The organism is Cryptosporangium phraense, from assembly GCF_006912135.1.
Lineage (GTDB): Bacteria > Actinomycetota > Actinomycetes > Mycobacteriales > Cryptosporangiaceae > Cryptosporangium > Cryptosporangium phraense.
Window position 1 is genome coordinate 12,172 of the sequence record NZ_VIRS01000012.1, and the last position, 21,343, is coordinate 33,514.

The following is a 21,343-nucleotide window of genomic DNA, read 5'->3' on the forward strand; positions in this document are numbered from 1 at the left end:
CCGACCCGGGCCCGTCGGTGCGAGGTGCGATGAAGTTCCGGAGCCGGTCCGTCCTGGCAAAGCTCGTGTCCCTTCTCGCGCTGCCGCTGATCACGCTCGTGGTGCTGTGGGCGATCGCGGCCAGCGTCGCGCTGTCCGACGCGGTCACGCTGCTCGCGGTTTCCGGCCGCTCCAACGAGATCGGCTTCCCCGGCGCGACGCTCGCCGAGGCCCTGCAGGTCGAGCGCAAGATCTCGGTCGTCGACGTCGGCGCGGGCCGGCGCAACAGCGCCGAACTGACCGCCGCACGCAAGACCACCGACGCGGCCTACGCCGATTTCCAGCGGAAAGCGCTGGACAACCGGTACTCCGACGATCTGCGCCCGGAGCTCGACGCGGTGGTGGACGCGGCCAAGGAGCTGCCCGACCAACGCGCCTGGATCGACACCGGCGCGAGCCCCCGGATGACCGTGGCCGACTACTACAGCGGGCTGATCCACAAGATCTTCACCACGCTGTACGCGCTGGGGGCGGTCCACGAGCCGGGCCGCGGGCACCGCAGCGACGGCCTGCTGGAGTTCGGCGAGGCCGCCGAGATCTTCAGCCAGGAGACCGCGATCGTGGCCGGTGCGCTGGCCGCCGGGAGCTTCCAGCCCGACGAGTACGACCGCACGGTCAGCCTGATCAACACCCGCCGGTTCCTGCTCGTCAACGTGCAGCAGAAGTACCCGCCCGAGGAGCAGCGGACGCTCGCCGCGCTCGACGATCCGTCCGAGAACCGACGGCTGTCCGACATGGAGGACACGATCATCCGGGACGGCAGCCGCACCAGCCGTCCGCCGATCGACGCGAGCGAATGGGACACCACCACCACCGCGGTGACCAAGGCCTACGCCGACTTCAGCCGGGAGTCGGCCCTGCGGTTCACCGAGTTCCTCAAGCCCACCGGGTACCGGACGATCGCGCTGCTGGTCATCGCCGGTCTGCTCGGCCTGATCGCGGTCGTCGTGTCGATCCTGGTCTCGATCCGGATCGCCCGCTCGCTCGTCGCCGAGCTGGTCGGCGTCCAGCGGTCGGCGCAGAACCTGGCGTCGGTGGAGCTGCCCGCGGTCGTCCGGCGGCTGCGGGCCGGTGAGAGCGTCGACGTCAGCGCCGAAGTGCAGCCGATGAGCGGCTTCCGGATCCGGGAGGTCGAGAGCGTCGCGGCGGCGATGGACGCGGCCCGGTCGACCGCGGTCGAGGTCGCGGTGGAGGAGGCCGAGCTCCGCCGGGGCGTCCGCGAGGTGTTCCTGAACCTGGCCCGGCGCAGCCAGGCCCTGGTGCACCGCCAGCTGACGCTGCTCGACGCGATGGAGCGGCGGGAGAAGGACCCCGAGGAGCTCGAGGACCTGTTCCAGCTCGACCACCTGGCGACCCGGATGCGCCGGCACGCCGAGGACCTCATCGTGCTGTCCGGGTCGACGCCCGGCCGGGGCTGGCGCAACCCGGTGCCGCTGATCGACGTCATGCGCGGTGCGGTGGCCGAGGTCGAGGACTACGCGCGGGTGCGGGTGATCGGGGCGACCCGGGCGTCGCTGGCCGGGCGCGGGGTCTCCGACGTCATCCACCTGCTGGCCGAGCTGATCGAGAACGCGACGACGTTCTCGCCGCCGCACACGACCGTGCACGTGTCGGGCGAGCTGGTGCCGGCCGGGTTCGCGATCGAGATCGAGGACCGCGGGCTGGGCATGCCGGCCGACCAGCTGGACACGTTGAACGGGCGGCTGGCCGAGCCGCCCGAGTTCGACCTGCTGCACAGCGAGCGGCTCGGGTTGTTCGTCGTCGGGCAGCTGGCCCGGCGGCACGACATCAAGGTGCTGCTGCGCGGGTCGCCGTTCGGCGGGACGACCGCGATCGTGCTGTTGCCCGCGGCGATGGTGATCACGCCCGAGCAGGGCAGGCACCGGACGCCGCCGGTTCCGGCGTCGGAGCCGGAGGTGCCGCCGACGTTGAGCATCGCGCCGCTGCCGCCCGAGGGGGCGGGGGCGCCGGTCGGGGCGGGGCGTTCGGGTGGGTCGTTCGGGGCGGACGAGGCCGTGGCCGCGTTGGAAGCCTTGAATGTCGGCGATGCGGTGCCTGGGCTTTCTGGGTTGTCCGGGCTGTCCGGCTCGGTCGGCTCGGTCGGCTCGGTCGGCCCGGTCGGCCCGGCTGGCTCGGCCGGCTCGGTCGGCTCGGTCGGCTCGGGGGCGGAGCCGGTGACTCCGGCGCGTCCGTACGAGCCTGAGGTGTGGACGTCGGAGAACGCGTGGCAGCCTCGGCCGTCGTCGGAGCCGGTCTCGGAGAGCGACCCGATGATCGTCGCCGCCGAGGCAGCTGAGGCGAACTACGCGCTGCGCGCGGACTACGGGCCGTCCGCGCTGTCGACGGGCCCGAAGCACGCGGCCGACCCGTCCCGCGGCGGTGACTCCGAGCGCGGAGGCGACCCTCAGCGCGGGAGCGACCCGCAGCGCGGAGGCGACCCTCAGCGCGGGAGCGACCCTCAGCGCGGGGGCGAGCGGGAGCGCGGGGGCGACCCTCAGCGCGGGGGCGACCGCGGGGGCGAGCGGGAGCGCGGGGGCGAGTTGGAGTCGGCGGCCAACGGGGGTGCGCCGAACGGCGCGGCGCCGCCGCTGGCGCGGCGGGACCCGGGCGCGGGCTGGGAGCACCTGACGAGCCAGGGCCCGACCGGCCTTCCCCGGCGGGACCGATCGCGCCCGTCCGAGGCACCGCCCTCCCAGCAGCCGGCCCAGCCCGCCGACCCGGCGACGCCGGCCGCCCCCGGGAGCCCGGGAAGCCCGGCCGACCTCGGGGCGCCCGACCGCTTCGGGACGCCGGACGGCCTCGGGACACCCGACCGCCTCGGGACGCCGGACGGCCTCGGGACACCCGACCGCCTCGGGACGCCGGACGGCCTCGGGACACCCGACCGCCTCGGGACGCCGGACGGCCTCGGGACGCCGGACGGCGTCGGGGTGGCCGGGGACGGTCAGCCGGGCGCGGCGGAGGCGGGCGCGTATGTTCCGCCGCCCCGGGGCGTGCCCGGGACCGCGGGGTACGAACCGGTCGCCACGCGCGAGTCGGCGTTCCCCGAGCGGCCGGAACCGGCCGCCGAGGGTTCCGAGTCACCGGAAGCGACCCCCGGAGCCTGGGACGTGGACTTCCGGCCCCGAGGCGTGGCCCGCGCCCCGCTCGCCAGCCGAGGAGCCCCGGCGGAGACCGACCCCACCCCGGAGACGGACGAGCCGTCCGAGAAGGGCCTGGCCCGACTCGCCGCCGCGAACGGCTTGGGCACCCCGAACGGCTCGAGCACCCCGAACGGCTCGAGCACCCCGAACGGATTGGGCGGGCCGACCCGGATCCCGGAGACCACCACACCCCCGGCCACTCCGGGCGGTCTCCCACGCCGGGTGAGGCAGGCCAACCTGGCCGCTCCGCTCCGGGAGGGCACCGGGATCCCCCAGGCCCCGATCGAACCGACGACCACCCGCTCCCCCGAGGAGATCCGCGCGGTCATGGGCTCCTACCAGCGCGGCTCCGTGCTGGGACGAGAAAACGCGGCGCGTACCATCGCCGCGGACGAACCCCCAGAAGAAGAACCCGCGCCCACCCCAGACGACGGGGTACCGGCCGGCCGAGGCTCGAACACAGGCACGCTGGAGGGCGAGCGATGACACAGACGGCGAGAGCCACCGGGGAACTCAACTGGCTGCTCGACGACCTCGTCGACCGGGTGCCGCACGCCTCCCAGGCCGTGCTGCTCTCTTCGGACGGACTGATGATCGGCGGCTCCCGCGGGCTGAGCCGGGAGGACGGCGAGCACCTCTCCGCGGTCGCCTCCGGATTCCAGAGCCTCGCGCGCGGTGCCGGGCGCTACTTCGGCGGCGGAGCCGTCCGTCAGACAATCATCGAGATGGAGAACGCGTTCTTGTTCGTGACCGCCGCCGGCCGGGGTGCCTGCCTGGCGGTCCTGGGCGACGCGGAGTCCGATGTGGGGCTGATCGCGTACGAGATGGCGATGCTGGTGACGCGCGTCGGTACCTACCTGTCCACCTCACCGCGCTCGACGGCGCAGAGTCAGGTTGAAGGTGACCAGATGTGAGAGTCGGTGCGGGCGGCACGTGGTACGACGACGAAGCGGGTCCCATCGTCCGGCCGTACGCGATGACGCGGGGGCGCACTCGTCCGGCGCAGGAGCTGGACGTCGTCGCGCTGATCCTGTCGGTGCAGGACACCGTGCCGATCGGCTCGGGGTTCGAACCCGAGCACGCCCAGATCCTGGAAGCCGCCCTGCGTCCGATCTCGATCGCCGAGCTGGCGGCCCACCTCGACCTTCCGCTCGGGGTGGTCCGGATCCTCATCGACGATCTGGTCGGCGCGGGGTGCGTGGTCGTCCGGCCGGCACCGACTACGGCGGAGCTGCAGAGCCGCCGTCTCTTGGAGGCAGTGATCGATGGACTTCGAGCGATCTGAGACGCATGGCGGGATCGAGGTCCCGCTCGCGCTGAAGATCCTGGTCGCCGGGGGGTTCGGGGCCGGCAAGACCACGATGGTGGGGGCGCTGAGCGAGATTCCGCCGCTCTCGACGGAAGAGGTGCTGAGCGACGTCGGCATCGGCGTCGACGACCTCTCCGGCACCGACCGCAAAGAGACGACGACGGTCGCGATGGACTTCGGCCGGATCACGCTCAAGGACGATCTGGTCGTCTACCTGTTCGGGACCCCGGGCCAGGACCGGTTCTGGTTCCTCTGGGACGAGCTGTCGAGCGGAGCGCTCGGGGCGGTGGTGCTCGCCGACACCCGGCGGCTGACCGACTGCTTCCCGTCGGTCGACTACTTCGAGCGCCAGGGGACGCCGTTCATCGTCGCGGTGAACTGCTTCCACAACATCCAGGCGCACACGGTCAGCGACATCGCGGCGGCGCTCGACCTCGACCCGGGCGTCCCGGTCGTGCTCTGCGACGCCCGCGAGCGCTCGTCCAGCCGAGACGCGCTCATCCGCCTGGTTCAGCACGTGCTCCGGCTATCCATGTCCGCCGCTTAGGGCTTTCAGCGTCAGCGCGACCGACCGGTGGGACGCCAGGCGGGCGAGGGTCGTGTCGCCGGTGACGAAGCGGCGGAACACGTTCCAGGCCGGGGGCGCGGTCGCGATCGCGGTGTGGAACCAGGCCGCCCGGCGGCTGAACGCGGTGTGGAACGCGCGCCCGGCCCGCATCTCGGGGCCGAGCACCGTCTCGATCGCCGCCCGGTAGCCCGCGGTGGCGAAGCCGAGCTTGGACTCGGAGACCGCGCCCGCGACCCGCACGGCCGACGCCCCGGCCAGCGCCCCGGACCGCAGCGCGTACGAGATGCCCTCGCGCGTCCACGGCTCGAGCAGCCCGGCGGCGTCGCCGGCGACCAGCACCCGGTCGCGGAAGAGCGGCGAGTCCTCCGCGCGGCACCGGGTCAGGTGGCCCGACGATCGCAGCTCCGGCGTCCCGGTCAGGCCGAGCCGGTCGATGAACGCGGCCAGGTACTCGCGGGTCGCCGCGCCGTCTCCGCGGGCCGCGATGACGCCGACGGTCAGCGCGTCGCCCTTCGGGAAGACCCAGCCGTAGGAACCGGGCAGCGGGCCCCAGTCGATCAGGATCCGGCCCTTCCAGTCGCCCGCGGTCGGGTCGGGCCAGGCGAACTCGGTCTCCAGCCCCAGGTCGACCTGGTCGAGCGTCACGCCGACGTACGAGCCGGAGCGTCCGGACGTGCCGTCGGCTCCCACGACCGCCTTCGCCGCCACCTCACCGGCCGACGTGCGCAGCCGCATCGTGGCGCCGTCCGGCGTCCGCTCGATGCCGTTGACCGTGACGCCCTCTTCGAGCTTCGCCCCGGCGTCCAGCGCCGACGCGGTCAGGCGGGCGTCCAGCTCGTCGCGATAGACCAGGTCGATGATCGGCGCACCGGTGCGCCAGGTCCGGCTCAGCCGGCCGCCCAGCGTGAACGTGAAGCGGTCGATCGAGTCGCGGGCCGGGACGTCGAAGCCGGGCGGCAGCGCCGCCCGGGAGAGGCCGATCAGGCCTCCGCCGCACGTCTTGTACCGCGGGAGCACTCCACGCTCGAGCAGCACCACCCGGCAACCCGCCTCGGCGGCGACCCGGGCGGCGGTCGCACCGGCCGGACCCGCCCCGATGACGGCAACGTCGTAGGCCGATGCCCCGAATGTCATGCGCGCCACCGTACTCATGAGGCATTGTTCTCCGAACAACCGATCTAAAGATCGCTTGAGGTGCGCCCTAAGAGCGGCCCGTTCCGGGGTTTCGACCGGGAGGATCTGGGCCATTTTGTGGGCAGCGCATCGACCGACTCGGCAGCCAGCCCGGGTTCGGCGCGATGCGGGCTGGGGAAGGAGCGCCACGGTGCTGAGCAAGGAAGAACGTCGGCAGTTGTCGGCGATCGAAGCGTGGATCGCGGCAGACGACCCGGCCTTCGCGGCCGGCCTCGCCAACGGACGGCCCCGAGCACCCCGGAGGGATCGCCGCTGGCCACTCCAGGCGGTGGTCGCCCTGGCCACCGGGTTCGCCCTGTTCTCCCTGGTGGCCGGCCAGCCGATCGGGCTGGTGGTCGGAAGCGTCGTCGCCTGCGCGGCGGCGGTCGCCGACCAGCTCCGGGCCCGGCGACGGCACGGGTCGGCTCCGGCCGTCACCCGGCTGCGGGGCCGGGACGGCTTCCAGCCCTTCTAGGGCTCGGTCGGCAACGGACGCGTGTGCGTCCGCAGATCCTTCAAGAACGCGGCGACGCGCGGCCGGGCCCACGCCTGCTTCGCTCCGGCGGACGCCTGGCGCTCCTCGTAACCGGCCACGTTCGACGTCGTCACGACCTCGCCGGGCGTGACGATCCAGCCGCTCGGAAGGCTCGTCTTGTTCCGGGCGGCGGCGGCCTGGAGTTCGCCCGCGACCATGCCGGTGAAGTAGCGCTCGGGCGAGACGAGCGCGGCCAGCTCGCCCTGGCGGAGCGCGGCGATCGACCTCGGGTTGAGCTCGAAGCCGCCGGCCAGCCAGAGCCCGTGGGTGCGGCGCCGGATCGCGGCCAGGTTGTAGGCGTCGTCCTCCCCCGTGCCGAGGAACGCGAGCGCGTCGGGATGGGCGGCGACCAGGGCTTCCCAAGCCTTCCGGTTCGCCGCCGAGCCGGGCCCGGTGTCGAACGGGCCGAGCAGGGTGACGCCGCTCCGCTGCGCGCCGAACCGGTCCCGGAGGCCTCTGGCCCGGGCGTCGAGCGTGGCCGAGGACGTGCCGAGGACGACGGTTCCGCGGGAGCGTTCCGGGATCCGCCGGAGCATCGCGTTGGCGAGCATCGTCCCGAGCGCGTAGTCGTCGTTGCCCACCGCGAGCTTCACCCGCGCGGACCGGGCCGGCACGGCGTCGAGCGTCATCACCTCGACGCCGTCGTCGACCGCCTCGGCGAGCGGGCGGGCGAACCGCTCGGGCTGGCGGGTCGCCAGCGCCATCCCGGCCCCGGCGCGCTTGCGCAGCGCCGAGAACATCTTGACCTGCTCGGCGCTGTCGACGGCGGACGGCCCGGTGACGATCGACCGGACCCCGCCGACCCGATCGACCCCGGCCGCGTAGCCCAGCCCCAGCTCGTCGGCGTTCCGGTCGGGGACGACGAGCCCGACGGTCGGCAGGCCGGGGCCGCCGACCGGGGCACCGCTGCACGCCGTGGTCCCGGCGAGGATGAGGGTGACTAGGGCAGCCACGGCACGGTGCATACTCGTCAAAATAGGGTATAAGCTCTGATTTAGCCGCTAAGACCGGCGGCCAGTCTGCCGACGAAAGAACTATGCGGGCCCCGCTGCTCGAACGGCGTGCCGTCGCACGGCTCGCGGTGATCGGGTCCGTGCTCGGCCTGATGGCGCTCGCCGGTCTGGCGTTCTGGGGTACGTCGACCACCACCCGGGCGACCAGCCACGTCCGCGTGCTGAACGAGTACTCCGACCGGTGGGGCCAGGTCTTCGCCCGGATCAACCTCGAGCAGGACGCGGCCGAGGACTTCGTCCGGACCAGCAACGACGAGACCCGGGCCCAGCTGACGTCGGTCGTCGGCTCGGCCGGGCCGGCGCTGACCTGGCTGCAGACGCACGGGGACCGGGTCGAGCGGGAGTCCGCCGGGCAGGTGGAGGTCAGCTACCGGGGGTACACGTCGGTCCTGAAGAACCTGCTCGCCGCCGAGGCCTACGACGTCTCGATCGCGGAGCTGCACGTGATGGCGAACGAGGCCGACCTGAACGTCAGCACGCTGCGCGACGCGTCGTCGGAGGGGCTGGAGCGGCAGCGGGTCCAGCTGGCCGGATACCTCGACCGGGTCGAGCGGCGCAACGACCAGACGAGGGTCGTCTCGGCGATCGTGTTCGGGCTCTCGCTGACGCTGGTCGCGCTGTGCGGCGCGGTGCTGTTCCGGTACCAGCGCCAGGTGGAGCGCCAGGCCGACGACAACCGGCACGCGTCACTGCACGACGCGCTGACCGGGCTGGCCAACCGGGTGCTGTTCAGCGAGCGGATCGAGCGCGCGCTGGCCGGCGCCGAGCGCAGGCAGGAGCTGGTCGGGGTGCTGCTGCTCGACCTCAACCGGTTCAAACAGGTGAACGACTCGCTCGGGCACCACGTCGGCGACGCGCTGCTGGCCGAGGTCGCGGTGCGGATCGGGGTGACGATCCGGGACGCCGACACCGCGGCCCGGCTCGGCGGCGACGAGTTCGGCGTCCTGCTGCCCGACGTCGCGTCGGCCGAGGAGGCCACCGACGTGGCCGGGCGGATCAAGGCCGCGATCGAGGCTCCGCTGACCATCGAGGGCGCCCCGGTCGCGGTCGGGGCGAGCGTCGGCGTCGCGATCTTCCCCACCCACGGAATGGCCCCGACCGACCTGCTCCGGCACGCCGACTCGGCGATGTACGACGCGAAACGGAGCGGCCGCGGGGTCGTCGTCCACGTGCCCGACTATCCCGGGGTGATCGCCATTAACCGGGTCGCGAAGTCGCCTTAAGAGTAGGTCAAGTCACTCTGGGCCCCGCAGGACACTCAGACAGCTTGGGTACAGTTCCGGCGGACCTACGGTTGACGGCAAACGGAGGAAACGCACAGTGAGGTTCGCGGCTCAGCGGCGATTACCAGTAGTCGTCGTCACGGTCTTCGCTGTGCTGATCAGCGCCATAGTCTTCCTGCCCCGGCCCGCGCTGGCCGCGGACGACGACGAGGGCGGCACCGGCACGCTCCGCAAGAAGCTGGACGCCGCCGCAACCGGCTACAACAACGCCAAGGCCAAGGTCGCGGCCTCCCAGAAGCGTCAGAAGACGCTGATCAGCGAGATCGCCGTCACCGAGAAGCGCCTGGCCACGCTCACCGCGGACGCGCAGACCCTGGGCGCCGAGGCCTACAAGGGCGGGATGCCCGACCCGCTGACCGTGCTGGCGAACTCCGGCTCGGCCGGCGAGCTCATCGCGAAGGCGTCGTACGTCGACACGATGGCCCGGCAGACCAACACGACGCTGAAAGAGCTGCGCACCACCCAGACCACGTTGAAGAACCAGCGTCAGCAGGTCGAGCAGGAGCTCAAGGTCCAGCAGGCGCAGGAGAAGACGATGGCCAAGCGGCGCAGCGACGCCGAGCAGGCGCTCGTCGAGGCCGGTGGCGGGCAGTCGTCGGCCGGGTTCCTGAGCGGCACCTCGGCGGCCGCGCAGCCCGCGCCGCGCAACTCCGACGGCTCGTGGCCGGCGGAGAGCTGCAGCATCGACGATCCGACGTCCGAGGGGTGCGTGACGCCCCGGATGCTGCACACGTACAACGAGGCCCGCGCCGACGGCTTCACCCACTACACGCACTGCTTCCGGCAGGCCTCGTTCGGCGAGCACCCGAAGGGCCGGGCCTGCGACTTCGCCGCCGACGTGGGCGGGTTCGGCGGGATCGCGACCGGCGACTCGAAGGCCTACGGCGACCGGCTCGCGGCCTGGGGCGTGGACAACGCCGACCGGCTGGGCGTGCTGTACGTGATCTGGTTCAAGCAGATCTGGCTACCCGGCCAGGGCTGGAAGACGTACAGCGGCGACGGCACGCCGTCGGGCGACCACATGAACCACGTGCACATCTCAGTGCAGTAGGAGCTTGCGGACCTCGGCCGGGGGCATCGGGGTGCCGAACAGGTACCCCTGGCCGAGGTGGCAGCCGAGCTCACGCAGACGCTTCACCTGGACGTCGGTCTCGACGCCCTCGGCCGTGACGGTGAGGCGCAGCGTGCGGGCCAGTGACACCAGCGCGGCCACGATCTCCGCGTCCACGTCATCCACACCCGGGGGCTGCAGGCCGGCCACGAACAGCGACGCCAGCTTGAGGCTGTGCACCGGGAGCGACCGCAGGTAGGCGAGGTTCGAGTAGCCGGTGCCGAAGTCGTCGATCGCGATCCGGCAGCCGAGCGCGACCAGCTCGTGCAGCGTCTCGATCGGTGCCGGGCCCATCAGCGCGCTCTCGGTGAGCTCGAGCTGCAGCCGCTCGGGCGGTAGCCCGGTCTGCGCGAGCACGGTCCGGACCTCGTCGACGAACCGGGGGTCCTCCGCCTGCCGGGCCGCGACGTTGACGCTGATGAACGGCGGGTCGGACGTCAGCTCGGCCCAGGACTGAGCCTCCCGGCAGGCCTCCTCGAGCACCCACCGGCCGAGCGGGATGATCAGCCCGGTGTCTTCGGCGATGCCGATGAAGTCGTCCGGACGCATTGCGCCGTACCGCGGGTGGCGCCAGCGGACCAGCGCCTCCAGACCGCTCATCCGGGTGTCGGCGAGGTCGGTGATCGGCTGGTACTCCAGGTGGAACTCGCCCCGGGCGAGACCGCCCGGCATCGACGCCGACACCAGGTGACGCACGGTCTCGGCCTCACCGCGGGCCGGGTCGTACAGCGCCCAGCGGTTGCGTCCGTCGGCCTTGGCCCAGTAGAGCGTCGCGTCGGCGTGGCGCATCAGCTTGCTGCGGTCGGTGTCGGCGACCGGGCACTCGACGACCCCGATGCTCACCGAGACGCTCAGCACGTGCTCGGCGATGTGGCACGGCGCGGCCAGCTCGACCAGCAGCTTCTCGGCCAGCGCGGTCATCTCGTCCTGACCGCCGGACTGTTCGACCAGCACCACGAACTCGTCGCCGCCGAGCCGGGCCACCAGGTGCCCGCTGCGGTTGACGCCCCGGTCGAGCCGCTCGGCGACGGCCATCAGCAGCCGGTCGCCGATGTCGTGCCCGAGCGTGTCGTTGACGATCTTGAACCCGTCGAGGTCGATGAAGAGCAGGCCGAGGCGGGCGTCCTCCGGGGAGTCGGCGAACGCCTGCTCGATGCGCTCGGAGAACATCACCCGGTTCGGCAGCCCGGTCAGCGGGTCGTGCATGGCCTGATAGCGCAGCGTCGTCTGCAGCCGGTGCAGGTCGGTGACGTCTTCCCCCACCGCGACGACGTAGCCGGGCGAGCCGTCCTCGCCGGGCACCATCGAGACGGTCAGCAAGCCCCAGATCGCCTCGCCGTCCCGGCGCACGAACCGCTTCTCGACCCGGACGTGCTCGCGGCCGCCCTCGGCCAGCGCCCGGTAGACCTCGGCGGCCACGTCGGCGACGTCGTCCGGGTGCACCAGGCTGAGCACCGAGCGGCCGCGCAGCTCCTCGGCCGAGTAACCGAGCATCTCCGAGAGCGCTGGGTTGACGTCGAGCAGCGCGCCCTGGACGTCGCCGATGCCGATCGCCACCGCGGCCCCGCTGAACACGGCCCGGAAGCGCGCGTCGCTGGCCCGGAGCGCCTGCTCGGTGCGGGTGCGGGCGATCAGGTCGGCGCGCCGGATCGACTCCTGCTCGTCGAGCGTCACCTCGCGCAGCGCCCGGGTGTAGCCGGCCGCGAACGCTCCGATGACCGCCCAGGTGGCGGTACGGGTGAGCGACTCGCGGTCGAGCTCGGTCGCCAGCATGGCGATCGAGCGCTGCAGAGCGTCCACGCCGGTGAAGTGCGCCCCGACGAGGGCCGCACCGGCGCGCTCGGCGGTCGCGGTGTCGGGAGGTTCGGCGCGGACCGCGTCGCGGAGGCCGTCGACGAGGTCCTGCAGGAGCTGGGCCAGCTGAGCGTCGCCGACCGTCACGTAGCTGGTGTCGCCGATGGCGGCGGCCCATTCCTGGGCGAGGGCGGCGGTGGGATCCGGCGAGCCGGCATCCCGGAGGGCAGTCACCGGACGCGCCCCACGCCGGCGTACGTGGCCGTTCTCTCCGGTGGCGCCGTGGCCGGCCGGGACCCCGGATCGGGACGCCACCGCGGCACGAACACGACGCCGGGCTCGAGCAGCTCGAACCCGGCGAAGAAGCCCTCGATCGTGGCTCGGTCGCGGGAGACCAGGGGGTTGGCGCTGCGCGAGTACAGCGCCTCCATCTTGCTGCCGCGGTCGCCCTGCTGATCGGCGGTGCCGTGCGAGATCGCCAGGTAGCTGCCGGGCACGACCGCGTCCCGGTACCGCGCGATCAGGCCCCGCGGATCGTCGGGCACGAAGTGCAGCAGCGCCACCATGAGGACGCCGATCGGCTGGTCGAAGTCGAGCTTCGGGTGGGCGGCGGCGAGCACGGCGTCCGGGTCGGTGACGTCGGCCCGGACGATCGTCGCTTCCGGCACCTGCTCCAGAATGGACTGGCTGTGCGCGACGGCGACCGGGTCGTTGTCGACGTACACCACCCGGGCGTCCGCGGATTCGCTCAGCGCGACCTCGTGAACGTTACCCACGGTAGGAATTCCCGACCCTAAGTCGAGAAATTGCCGCACCCCGTTGGCGATCATGAACCGCACGGCCCGCCGGAGAAAGGCCCGGTTGGCCCGCATGTTCGCCGGCAATTCCGGGAGAATGCGAATGGCCTGCTCGGCCATCGCGCGATCGACCGCGAAATTGTGGGAGCCGCCGAGGTAGTAGTCGTAGACCCTCGCTGCGCTGGGACGTTCCGGCTCTACCTCGTGCTGCTCCACGGAGCTCACCTTACCGACCACATCGGTCAGTTGACCGGGGAATTGGCATGCGACGCACAAACCCCAGTGGTTTCTACAATTCGTCGACGCCACTCCGCGTCTCGTCGATCAGCAGAGTAGCGACGTCGCTCAGCGAGCCCCGTTTTCCGAGGGCCTCCCGCTGCCGATCCGCCGACGTACCGCGCTGCACCAGGTCGGCCAGGAGCGCCTCGACCGTGGCCGTGTCACCGTTGGCGTCCAGCGCCGGTCCGACGTGGTCGAGCAGCTGGCGGATCGCGTCCGGGGCCGGGATCGCCTCGGTGGTGTGCGGGCTCAGCAGTTCGCCGCTGAGGCCCGATCGGGCGGCCCGCCAGTTCGCCGCGCGCAGGATCTCCGGTCGATGGGGTTCCCTGGCCTCTCCGCGCTCGATCTCGTTCGCCGCGGTGACCACCAGCGCCCGGCCGAGCCCGGTGAGCAGCACGACGTCGTCCACCCGCGGGCACCCGTCGGTGATCCGCAGCTCGACGGTGGGGTACCGCGCCGACGGGCGGGCATCGAAGTAGACCATCCCGGGGTCCTTGATGATCCCGGAGTCGATGAGCGTCCGGACCGTCTCGTCGTACTCGGCCGCGGAGCTGAAGCCGTGGACCGGGCCCGCGGTGGGCCAGCGGGACCAGACGATCGTCCGGTAGGACGCGTACCCGGTGTCGGTGTCACCGAAGAACGGCGAGCTGGCCGACAGCGCGAGCAGGATCGGCAGCCAGGGCTGGATCCGGCCGACGACCGCTACCGCGAGGTCGCGATCCGGGACGCCGACCTGCACCTGGAACGCGCAGACCGCCTGCTCGCGGACGAGCTGCTGGTACTCGGCGGCCATCGCGCGGTAGCGCTCCTTGGGGTACACGCCCATCGGCTTGACGCCCGAGGCCGGCACCGTGCCCGAGGTCGCGACCGCGAGGTCGTGCTCGGAGGCCGCCTTGATCAGCGCCCGGCGGCTCATCAGCACCTCGGACCGGATCTGGTCCAGCGTGGTGCAGACCGGGGTCGCGGTCTCGATCGCCGACCGGAGCAGCTCGGCCTCGGGGTCGTGCTCACCGTCGTGCGGGCCGCCGCGCAGCAGCGCGAGCGCCTCCGGCACCAGGTCGCCGGTGTTCGGGTCGAGGACGTGGAACTCCTCTTCGACGCCGATCGTGGCGCCGACCGTACTGTGGTACTCCTCGGGCTCCGCGGGCTGCGAGACCCGTGCGGTGTCGCCGATCATGCCAAGCCTCCACGCGTGCTCTGGCCGCCGGTGTGGCGTCCCTGGCTGTCTCGCAGCCGGATCCAGCGGTAGCCGTATCCGCCGAGCGAGATCTTGCTCAGTGATGCGTCCACGGGCGGATAGTCCTTGTCTGCGAGTAATTCGTACGGATCGTTACCTGCATTCCCTAGTGCCGACAGATCAACCGTCACTTCCTCATCAGCGAGGTTGTGGAGGAACACCATCTTCCCGCGATCGGGCTGGTCGGCCTGGTGCGCGAGAACGTGGCGGGGCTTCGGCACGTCGACGACGCTGCACTCGCCGAGGCCGACCTCCGGGCACTGGCGGAGCGTCCGGATCATGCGTTCGAACCAGCTCAGCAGCGAGCGCGGGTTCTGCTGTTGGACGATGACGTTCGTGGTCTCCAGGCCGTCCTTGATGACGGGCCGGACCAGGTCCTGGCCCGTCGAGAAGCCGGCGTTGACGCCCGGCGTCCACTGCATCGGGGTGCGGATCGCGTCGCGGCCGGTGAGCGAGAGGTCCTCACCCATGCCGAGCTCCTCGCCGTAGCGGATGACCGGCGTCCCGCGGAGCGAGAACTGCATCGCGTACGCGAGCTCGATCCGGCGCCGGTCCCCGCCGAGCATCGACGCCATCCGACGCCGGATACCGCGGTCGTACAGCTGCATGTCCTTCTCCGGACCGAACGCGGCGAACACGTCGGCGCGCTGCTCGGCGGTGAGCTTGGAGAGGTCGACCTCGTCGTGGTTACGCAGGAACGTGGCCCACTGGGCCGCCTCGGGCAGCTTCGGGGTGTCGCGCAGCGCGTCCACGACCGGCTCGGAGTCCTGACGGGCCAGCGCGAGCATCAGGCGGGCGTTGAGCGCGAAGTCGAACAGCATGTGCAGGCGGTTGGCCGAGCCGCCCTCGTCGCCGAAGTACTGGCCGACCTCGTCCGGACCGACGTTCGCCTCGGCCAGGATCACCGCGTCGCCCCGGCGCCACTGCAGGTGCGAGCGGAGGTCGGTGAGGAACGTGAAGTCCTTGGTCTCGTTGGGCCTGGCCTCGATGACGAACGGGGCCGCGTCCATCCGGAACCCCGCGACGCCGAGCTGGACCCAGAACGCCGCTATCCGCTTGATCTCGTCCTTGACCTCGGGGTTCGCGGTGTTGAGGTCCGGCATGAAGTCGTAGAAGCGGTGGTAGTACCAGGCCTTGGCGGTGCGGTCGTAGGTCCAGGTCTCTTTCTGTTCGCCGGGGAAGACCATGCCTTCGTGGCGGTCCTTCGGCTCTTCGGAGGACCAGATGTACCAGTCGCGGTAGGGCGAGTCTTCGCTCTTGCGGGCGCTCTGAAACCACGGGTGCTGGTTCGAGGTGTGGTTCACGACCAGGTCGATGATGACCCGGATGCCCCGGTTGCCGGCCTCGTGGAGCAGTTCGGCGAAGTCGCCGAGCGTCCCGAGGCGGGGGTCGACCGCGTAGAAGTCGGCCACGTCGTAGCCGTCGTCGCGGTTGGGGGTGGGGTGGATCGGGTTGAGCCACAGGCACGTGATGCCGAGGCGCGCGAGGTAGTCGAGACGGCTGATCAGGCCGGGGAAGTCGCCCACCCCGTCGCCGTTGGAGTCTTGGAACGTCTCGACGTCACAGCAGTAGACGACCGCTTCGCGGTACCAGTGCTCGGGCATGGTCCGTCCATGCCCCGGTACGTCCGAGCCCAATCAGCGCTCGAGGATCGCCGTGACGCCTAGGCCGCCGGCGGCGCAGATGCTGATGAGCGCTCGGCCGCGGCCCCGTTCGGCCAGGAGCTTGGCCGCCGTGGCGACGATTCGGCCTCCGGTGGCCGCGAACGGGTGACCCGCGGCCAGCGACGAGCCGTTCACGTTCAGCTTCGTCCGGTCGATGGCGCCCAGCGGAGCGTCGAACTGCTTGGCGAACGTCGGGTCCTCCCAGGCCTTCAACGTCGCCAACACCTGGGACGCGAACGCCTCGTGGATCTCGTAGAAGTCGAAATCCTGCAGCGTGAGGCCGGCGCGGGCCAGCATCCGCGGGACCGCGTAGGCCGGCGCCATGAGCAGGCCCTCGTCGCCGTGGACGTAATCGACGGCGGCGGTCTCGCAGTGGGTGAACCAGGCCTGCACAGGGAGGTTCCGGGCCGCGGCCTGCGACTCCGACGCCAGCAGCACGGCCGACGCCCCGTCGGTCAGCGGCGTCGAGTTGCCCGCGGTCATCGTGTCGCCGAACACCGGCTTCAGCGTCGCGAGCTTCTCCTCGGACGAGTTCGGCCGCAGGTTCTGGTCGCGCTCGACCCCGAGATACGGCGTGATCAGGTCGTCGAAGAAGCCGCGGTCGTAGGCGGCGGCCAGGTTGCGGTGGCTGGCCGCGGCCAGCGCGTCCTGGTCGGCGCGGGCGATCTCCCAGGCCGCGGCGGTCAGAGCGGCGTGCTCCCCCATCGACAGCCCGGTGCGCGGCTCGGCGTTCCGCGGGATCTCCGGCACCAGGAACCCCGGCCGCAGCCGGGTCAGCAGCGCCAGCCGCTCGCCGAGCGACCGCGCGCGGTTGAACGCCAGCAGCGTCTGCCGGAGCCCCTCGTTCAGCACCAGCGGCGCATCGCTGGCGGTGTCGACCCCACCGGCGATCCCCCACTCGATCTGCCCGAGCGCGATCTTGTTCGCGACCAGGATCGCCGCCTCCAGACCCGTTCCACAGGCCTGCTGGAGGTCGTAGGCGGGCGTCCGCGGGTCGAGCGCGGTGCCCAGCACGGTCTCGCGGGTCAGGTTGAAGTCCCGGCTGTGCTTCACGACCGCTCCGGCGACGACCTCCCCCAGCGTCTCGCCGGCCAGCCCGAAACGGGAGACCAGCCCGGACAGCGCGGCCGTCAGCATGTCCTGGTTGGACGCCCGCGCGTACGGCCCGAACTGCCGCGCGAACGGAATCCGGTTGCCGCCGATCACACCAACCCGCTGAATGCTCATGGCGCTATCTTACCGGCTAGTAAGGTAGCGGCCATGCGCGATCGCTACCAGCAGCTCGTCACCTCGTCCCCGGGCCGGTTCGTCGCCCGCCGGGTCGGGCTCCCGCAGCCCCCGACGCTCCGCCGCTACCACCCCGGCGACCCGATCGCGCCCGGCCCGGTGGTGGTGGGGGGCACCGGCCGCCTGGCCAAGGTGATCGGCCCGCTCCTGACCACCGCCGGCGTGACCGTCCACGGCCCGCGGTCCGAGCCTCGTCCGGACAGCCCGCGCCCGCACGCGATGATCTTCGACGCGACCGGCGTCACCCGCAGCGAGGACCTGCACGCGCTGTTCGAGTTCTTCGGCCCTCGGGTCCGCTCGGTCGCCCCCAACGGCCGGATCATCGTGCTCGGCACCCCGCCGGAGGACTGCGCCGAGACCCGCGAGGCCACCGCCCAGCGCGCGCTGGAGGGCTTCACCCGGTCGACCGGCAAGGAGATCAAGCGCGGCGTCACGACCCAGCTCGTCTACGTCGCTCCGGGGGCTGAGGACGGCGTCGAGTCCACGCTCCGGTTCCTCCTCTCCGGGCGGTCGGCCTACGTCTCCGGTCAGGTGATCCGCGTCGGTACGGCTTCCGTCCCTCCGGTGGACGACTGGCAGCGCCCGCTCGCCGGGAAGATCGCGGTCGTCACCGGCGCCGCGCGCGGGATCGGCGAGGCCATCGTCGACGTGCTCGCCCGCGACGGCGCCCACGTCGTCTGTATCGACGTTCCGTCGGCCGGCTCGTCGCTGGCCGAGGTCGCGGGCCGGGCGAACGGCTCCACCCTCACTCTGGACGTCACGGCCGAGGACGCTCCGCGGACGCTCGCCGAGCACCTCCCGGACGGTGTCGACGTGTTCGTGCACAACGCGGGCGTCACCCGGGACCGCACGCTCGGCCGGATGGACGCGGCCCGCTGGGACCTCGTCCTCGACGTCAACTTGAGCAGCGAGGAGCGCATCAACGACGTGCTCCTCGGAGCGAACCTGCTGCGGCCCGGCGGCCGCATCGTCGCGACGTCCTCGATGGCCGGGATCGCCGGGAACCCGGGGCAGACGAACTACGCGACCAGCAAGGCCGGGGTGATCGGCATGGTGCAGTCGCTGGCGCCGTCCCTGGCTTCGCGCGGCGGCACGATCAACGCGGTCGCGCCGGGGTTCATCGAGACGCAGATGACCGCGGCGATCCCGTTGGTGATCCGGGAGGCCGGGCGCCGGATGAACAGCATGACCCAGGGCGGCCGGCCGGTCGACGTCGCCGAGACGATCGCCTGGTTCGCGTCGCCCGCGTCGGCCGGCCTCAACGGCAACGTCGTCCGCGTCTGCGGCCAGTCTCTCCTGGGGGCCTGATGCGGACGCTCGACCGGGCGCCGAATCTGGCCGTGCTGTACCCCAGGGCGCTGTTCCGGCGGGCTTCCGGCGGCGAGCTGCCGGATTCGGGGGTGGCGCTGCGCGAGGTCGCGATCGACCCCGAGCGGCTCGCGGACTACGCGCGGGTGTGCGGGTTCGGGCTGTCGTCGGTGCTGCCCGGCACGTATCCGCAGGTGCTGGCGTTCCCGCTGGCGATCGCGCTGATGTCGGAGCCCGGGTTCCCGTTTCCGCTGCCGGGGATCGTCCACGTCGCCAACACGATCACCCAGTCGCGGCCGGTCGGTACCACTGAGGCGCTGAGCTTCGAGGTCCACGCCGAGAACCTCCGCCCCCACCGCCGGGGCCGCCAGTTCGACATCGTCACCAGCGCGTTCGTCGGCGACGAGCCGGTCTGGCACAGCACGGCCACCTACCTCCGCCGAGGCTCGGGCGGCTCGACCGGGACCCGGCCGGACGACGAGGTGCTCCCGCCCACCGCGGTCTGGCGGGTACCGGCCGGAATCGGGCGCGCCTACGCGGCGGCCTCCGGCGACCGGAACCCGATCCACCTGCACCCGCTCACCGCGAGGATGTTCGGGTTCCCGCGGGCCATCGCGCACGGCATGTGGGTCGAGGCGCGCTGCCTGGCCGCACTCGGCGGCCGCATCCCCGACGCCTACCGGGTCGTCGTCCAGTTCGGAAAGCCGCTGCTCCTCCCGTCGACCGTCGACTTCGGAGCGCGGGAGCGGGACGGCGGGTGGGACCTGTCGGTGGCGTCCGGAGGACGCCCGCACCTCACCGGACGGGTGGAACCGCCGTCGTAGTACGCCAGACCTCGCCCCGGACCAGGCTGCCGAGCCCCATCCAGAGCACGTTCATCAGGCGGGTGGCCGCGGTCTCGGGCTCCTCGGCCGGGTGATCGAGCAGCCACTCGGCCATCGCCTCCCCGGTACCGACGAGCGCGTGGGCCAGCGCCCGCAGCTCGTCCGGGCCCGGGTCGGGCGAGCCGCTGGAGTGGATCGCCCGCGCGAACAGGTCGGCGACGTTGTCGACGACCAGGCGCCGGATCGACGCGACCTCGCCGGCGAACTCACCCTCGCCCCGGGCCTGCCGGAACATCACCGCCCAGGCGTCGCGGTGCTCGGCGACGAACTGGAAGAACGCCTGCACTGCCGACCAGAGCTGCTGCTCGGGCGGGAGCGACGGGTCCGCGGCCGCGCTGATCGCCTCGGTGAGCTGATCGCCGGCCCGGCGGATGCACGCGCTGAACAGTTCCCCCTTCGAGCCGAGGTACAGGTAGACCATCGGCTTCGAAATTCCGGCCCGCTCCGCGATCTCGTCCATCGACGCGGCGTGGAAGCCACGCTCGGAGAACACGGCGGTGGCGGCATCCAGCATCTGCTGTTCTCGGACGCGCCGCGGAAGGCGTCTGGAGGGGCCGCTCACGCTTGCAGCCTACCTATCTCATCAGTAATCTACTGGCGAGTAAGTTTACTACCCAGTAGGCCTCACCCGCTCACGACGAGGACGCGATGTTCAGCCTTGACCTGTCTGAAGAGCAAGAAGATCTCCGGGAATGGGTGCACGGGTTCGCGAAGGACGTCGTGCGACCGGCCGGTCACGAGTGGGACGAGCGCGAGGAGACGCCCTGGCCGGTGATCCAGGAGGCCGCGAAGATCGGGCTCTACGGCTTCGAGTCGCTGGCGACCTGGTGGGCCGACGAGTCCGGGCTCTCGCTGCCGATCGTCAACGAGGAGCTGTTCTGGGGTGACGCCGGCATCGCGATGTCGATCTTCGGCACCACGCTGTGCGTCGCCGGGATCTTCGCCTCCGGGACGCCGGACCAGCTGGCCGAGTGGGTGCCGCAGTGCTTCGGCGACGAGTCCGAACCGAAGCTCGGCGCGTTCGCGGTGTCCGAGGCCGAGGCCGGCTCCGACGTCTCCGGGATGAAGACGCGGGCCCGGTACGACGAGGCCACCGACGAGTGGGTGCTGAACGGCTCGAAGGCCTGGATCACGAACGGCGGCATCGCGAACGTCCACGTCGTCGTCGCGTCGGTCGACCCGTCGCTCGGGTCTCGCGGGCAGGCCGGGTTCATCATCCCGCCGGGGACGAAGGGGCTCACCACCGCGCGCAAGGTCAAGAAGCTCGGGCTCAAGGCGTCGCACACCGCGGACCTGTTCCTGGACGACGTCCGGATCCCGGGCAGTTGCCTGCTCGGCGAGAAGGAGAAATTCGACGAGAGGCTGGCCCGGGCGCGCGAGGGCCGGAGCAGCAAGGGCCAGGCCGCGCTGCGGACGTTCGAGGTGAGCCGCCCGACCGTCGGCGCGCAGGCGATCGGGATCGCCAGGGCCGCGTACGAGTACGCGCTCGAGTACGCCAAGGGCCGGGAGACCTGGGGTCGTCCGATCATCGAGAACCAGGCGGTCGCGTTCGCGCTGGCCGACATGAAGATGGAGATCGACGCGGCCCGGCTGCTGGTGTGGCGGGCGGCCTGGATGGGGCGCACCGGCAAGGAGTTCGGCGCCGGCGAGGGGTCGATGTCGAAGCTCAAGGCCGGCGAGGTGGCGGTCTGGGCGTCGGAGCGGGCGGTGCAGATCCTCGGTGGCGCCGGCTACAGCCGCGAGCACCCGGTCGAGCGCATGTACCGCGACTCGAAGATCTACACGATCTTCGAGGGCACGTCGGAGATCCAGCGCCTGGTCATCGCCCGAGCCATCTCGGGGGCGCGGATCCGCTGAAGTCGCGCCCTGCCTCCGGGAGGTGGGAAACACGCGGCCGGGCGACCTTTCCGGCGAAGCTT

At 71.9% G+C, this 21,343-nt stretch carries 18 protein-coding genes; 10 read left to right on the forward strand and 8 right to left on the reverse strand.

Features of this window, described 5'->3' with window-relative positions:
* Positions 1-29: 29 nt before the first annotated feature.
* From FL583_RS42450 to FL583_RS17940, 4 genes are read left to right on the forward strand one after another with little or no spacing between them, the layout of a single operon-like run.
* On the forward strand, positions 30-3,668 hold the full coding sequence (locus FL583_RS42450) for a sensor histidine kinase (RefSeq protein ID WP_170323714.1): 3,639 nt from the start codon (positions 30-32) through the stop codon (positions 3,666-3,668).
* Complete coding sequence (locus tag FL583_RS17930; protein WP_142705823.1) at positions 3,665-4,096, forward strand: roadblock/LC7 domain-containing protein; 432 nt, start codon at positions 3,665-3,667, stop codon at positions 4,094-4,096. The genes FL583_RS42450 and FL583_RS17930 overlap by 4 nt, the downstream gene beginning before the upstream one ends.
* Positions 4,093-4,467, forward strand: a complete 375-nt coding sequence (locus FL583_RS17935) for a DUF742 domain-containing protein (protein WP_205752240.1) — start codon at positions 4,093-4,095, stop codon at positions 4,465-4,467. The genes FL583_RS17930 and FL583_RS17935 overlap by 4 nt, the downstream gene beginning before the upstream one ends.
* The gene (locus FL583_RS17940) at positions 4,448-5,038 is read left to right on the forward strand and encodes a GTP-binding protein (protein ID WP_142705824.1); all 591 of its coding nucleotides are present in this window, start codon (positions 4,448-4,450) and stop codon (positions 5,036-5,038) included. The genes FL583_RS17935 and FL583_RS17940 overlap by 20 nt, the downstream gene beginning before the upstream one ends.
* On the opposite strand, the gene FL583_RS17945 is transcribed toward FL583_RS17940, so the two are convergent.
* Positions 5,018-6,193 (reverse strand): geranylgeranyl reductase family protein, encoded by a 1,176-nt coding sequence (locus tag FL583_RS17945; RefSeq protein WP_205752241.1) that lies wholly within the window; start codon positions 6,191-6,193, stop codon positions 5,018-5,020. The genes FL583_RS17940 and FL583_RS17945 overlap by 21 nt on opposite strands.
* A 190-nt stretch (positions 6,194-6,383) precedes the next feature.
* Here FL583_RS17945 and FL583_RS40195 point away from each other — a divergent pair, with 190 nt between their 5' ends.
* Entirely contained in the window at positions 6,384-6,707 is a 324-nt protein-coding gene (locus FL583_RS40195) for a DUF3040 domain-containing protein (protein WP_170323715.1), read from the forward strand.
* On the opposite strand, the gene FL583_RS17955 is transcribed toward FL583_RS40195, so the two are convergent.
* On the reverse strand, positions 6,704-7,720 hold the full coding sequence (locus tag FL583_RS17955; protein ID WP_170323716.1) for a substrate-binding domain-containing protein: 1,017 nt from the start codon (positions 7,718-7,720) through the stop codon (positions 6,704-6,706). The two genes, FL583_RS40195 and FL583_RS17955, sit on opposite strands and share 4 nt — an antisense overlap.
* 83 nt (positions 7,721-7,803) lie before the next feature.
* On the opposite strand from FL583_RS17955, the gene FL583_RS17960 reads away from it, so the two are divergent.
* A complete protein-coding gene (locus FL583_RS17960; protein ID WP_142705828.1) occupies positions 7,804-9,003 on the forward strand; it encodes a GGDEF domain-containing protein in 1,200 nt (399 codons plus the stop codon).
* Between the two features lie 97 nt (positions 9,004-9,100).
* The gene (locus tag FL583_RS17965) at positions 9,101-10,114 is read left to right on the forward strand and encodes a coiled-coil domain-containing protein (RefSeq protein WP_142705829.1); all 1,014 of its coding nucleotides are present in this window, start codon (positions 9,101-9,103) and stop codon (positions 10,112-10,114) included.
* On the opposite strand, the gene FL583_RS17970 is transcribed toward FL583_RS17965, so the two are convergent.
* The 5 genes from FL583_RS17970 to FL583_RS17990 all read right to left on the reverse strand — a co-directional run bounded on the left by FL583_RS17970 (position 10,103) and on the right by FL583_RS17990 (position 17,172).
* Positions 10,103-12,202: a putative bifunctional diguanylate cyclase/phosphodiesterase gene (locus FL583_RS17970; RefSeq protein ID WP_142705830.1), complete on the reverse strand. Its 2,100-nt coding sequence runs from the start codon at positions 12,200-12,202 to the stop codon at positions 10,103-10,105. The genes FL583_RS17965 and FL583_RS17970 overlap by 12 nt on opposite strands.
* Complete coding sequence (locus tag FL583_RS17975) at positions 12,199-12,981, reverse strand: SAM-dependent methyltransferase (protein WP_205752242.1); 783 nt, start codon at positions 12,979-12,981, stop codon at positions 12,199-12,201. Before FL583_RS17975 ends, FL583_RS17970 begins: the two co-directional genes overlap by 4 nt.
* A gap of 73 nt (positions 12,982-13,054) precedes the next feature.
* Positions 13,055-14,221 carry a carboxylate-amine ligase gene (locus FL583_RS17980; protein WP_142705832.1) on the reverse strand — a complete coding sequence of 389 codons (1,167 nt, stop codon included), beginning with the start codon at positions 14,219-14,221 and terminating at the stop codon, positions 13,055-13,057.
* Complete coding sequence (locus FL583_RS17985) at positions 14,218-15,885, reverse strand: alpha-amylase family protein (RefSeq protein ID WP_142705833.1); 1,668 nt, start codon at positions 15,883-15,885, stop codon at positions 14,218-14,220. The genes FL583_RS17980 and FL583_RS17985 overlap by 4 nt, the downstream gene beginning before the upstream one ends.
* A gap of 33 nt (positions 15,886-15,918) precedes the next feature.
* Positions 15,919-17,172: an acetyl-CoA C-acetyltransferase gene (locus tag FL583_RS17990; protein ID WP_142705834.1), complete on the reverse strand. Its 1,254-nt coding sequence runs from the start codon at positions 17,170-17,172 to the stop codon at positions 15,919-15,921.
* A 33-nt stretch (positions 17,173-17,205) separates the two neighbouring features.
* Here FL583_RS17990 and FL583_RS17995 point away from each other — a divergent pair, with 33 nt between their 5' ends.
* Both FL583_RS17995 and FL583_RS18000 read left to right on the forward strand, forming a co-directional pair.
* Positions 17,206-18,540 carry a 3-oxoacyl-ACP reductase gene (locus FL583_RS17995; protein WP_142705835.1) on the forward strand — a complete coding sequence of 445 codons (1,335 nt, stop codon included), beginning with the start codon at positions 17,206-17,208 and terminating at the stop codon, positions 18,538-18,540.
* Positions 18,540-19,364, forward strand: coding sequence for a MaoC family dehydratase (locus tag FL583_RS18000; protein WP_142705836.1), 825 nt, complete (start codon positions 18,540-18,542; stop codon positions 19,362-19,364). The genes FL583_RS17995 and FL583_RS18000 overlap by 1 nt, the downstream gene beginning before the upstream one ends.
* On the opposite strand, the gene FL583_RS18005 is transcribed toward FL583_RS18000, so the two are convergent.
* Positions 19,336-19,938: a TetR/AcrR family transcriptional regulator gene (locus tag FL583_RS18005; protein WP_142705998.1), complete on the reverse strand. Its 603-nt coding sequence runs from the start codon at positions 19,936-19,938 to the stop codon at positions 19,336-19,338. The genes FL583_RS18000 and FL583_RS18005 overlap by 29 nt on opposite strands.
* Positions 19,939-20,072: 134 nt before the next feature.
* On the opposite strand from FL583_RS18005, the gene FL583_RS18010 reads away from it, so the two are divergent.
* The gene (locus tag FL583_RS18010) at positions 20,073-21,281 is read left to right on the forward strand and encodes an acyl-CoA dehydrogenase family protein (protein WP_142705837.1); all 1,209 of its coding nucleotides are present in this window, start codon (positions 20,073-20,075) and stop codon (positions 21,279-21,281) included.
* The last annotated feature ends 62 nt before the right edge of the window (positions 21,282-21,343 follow it).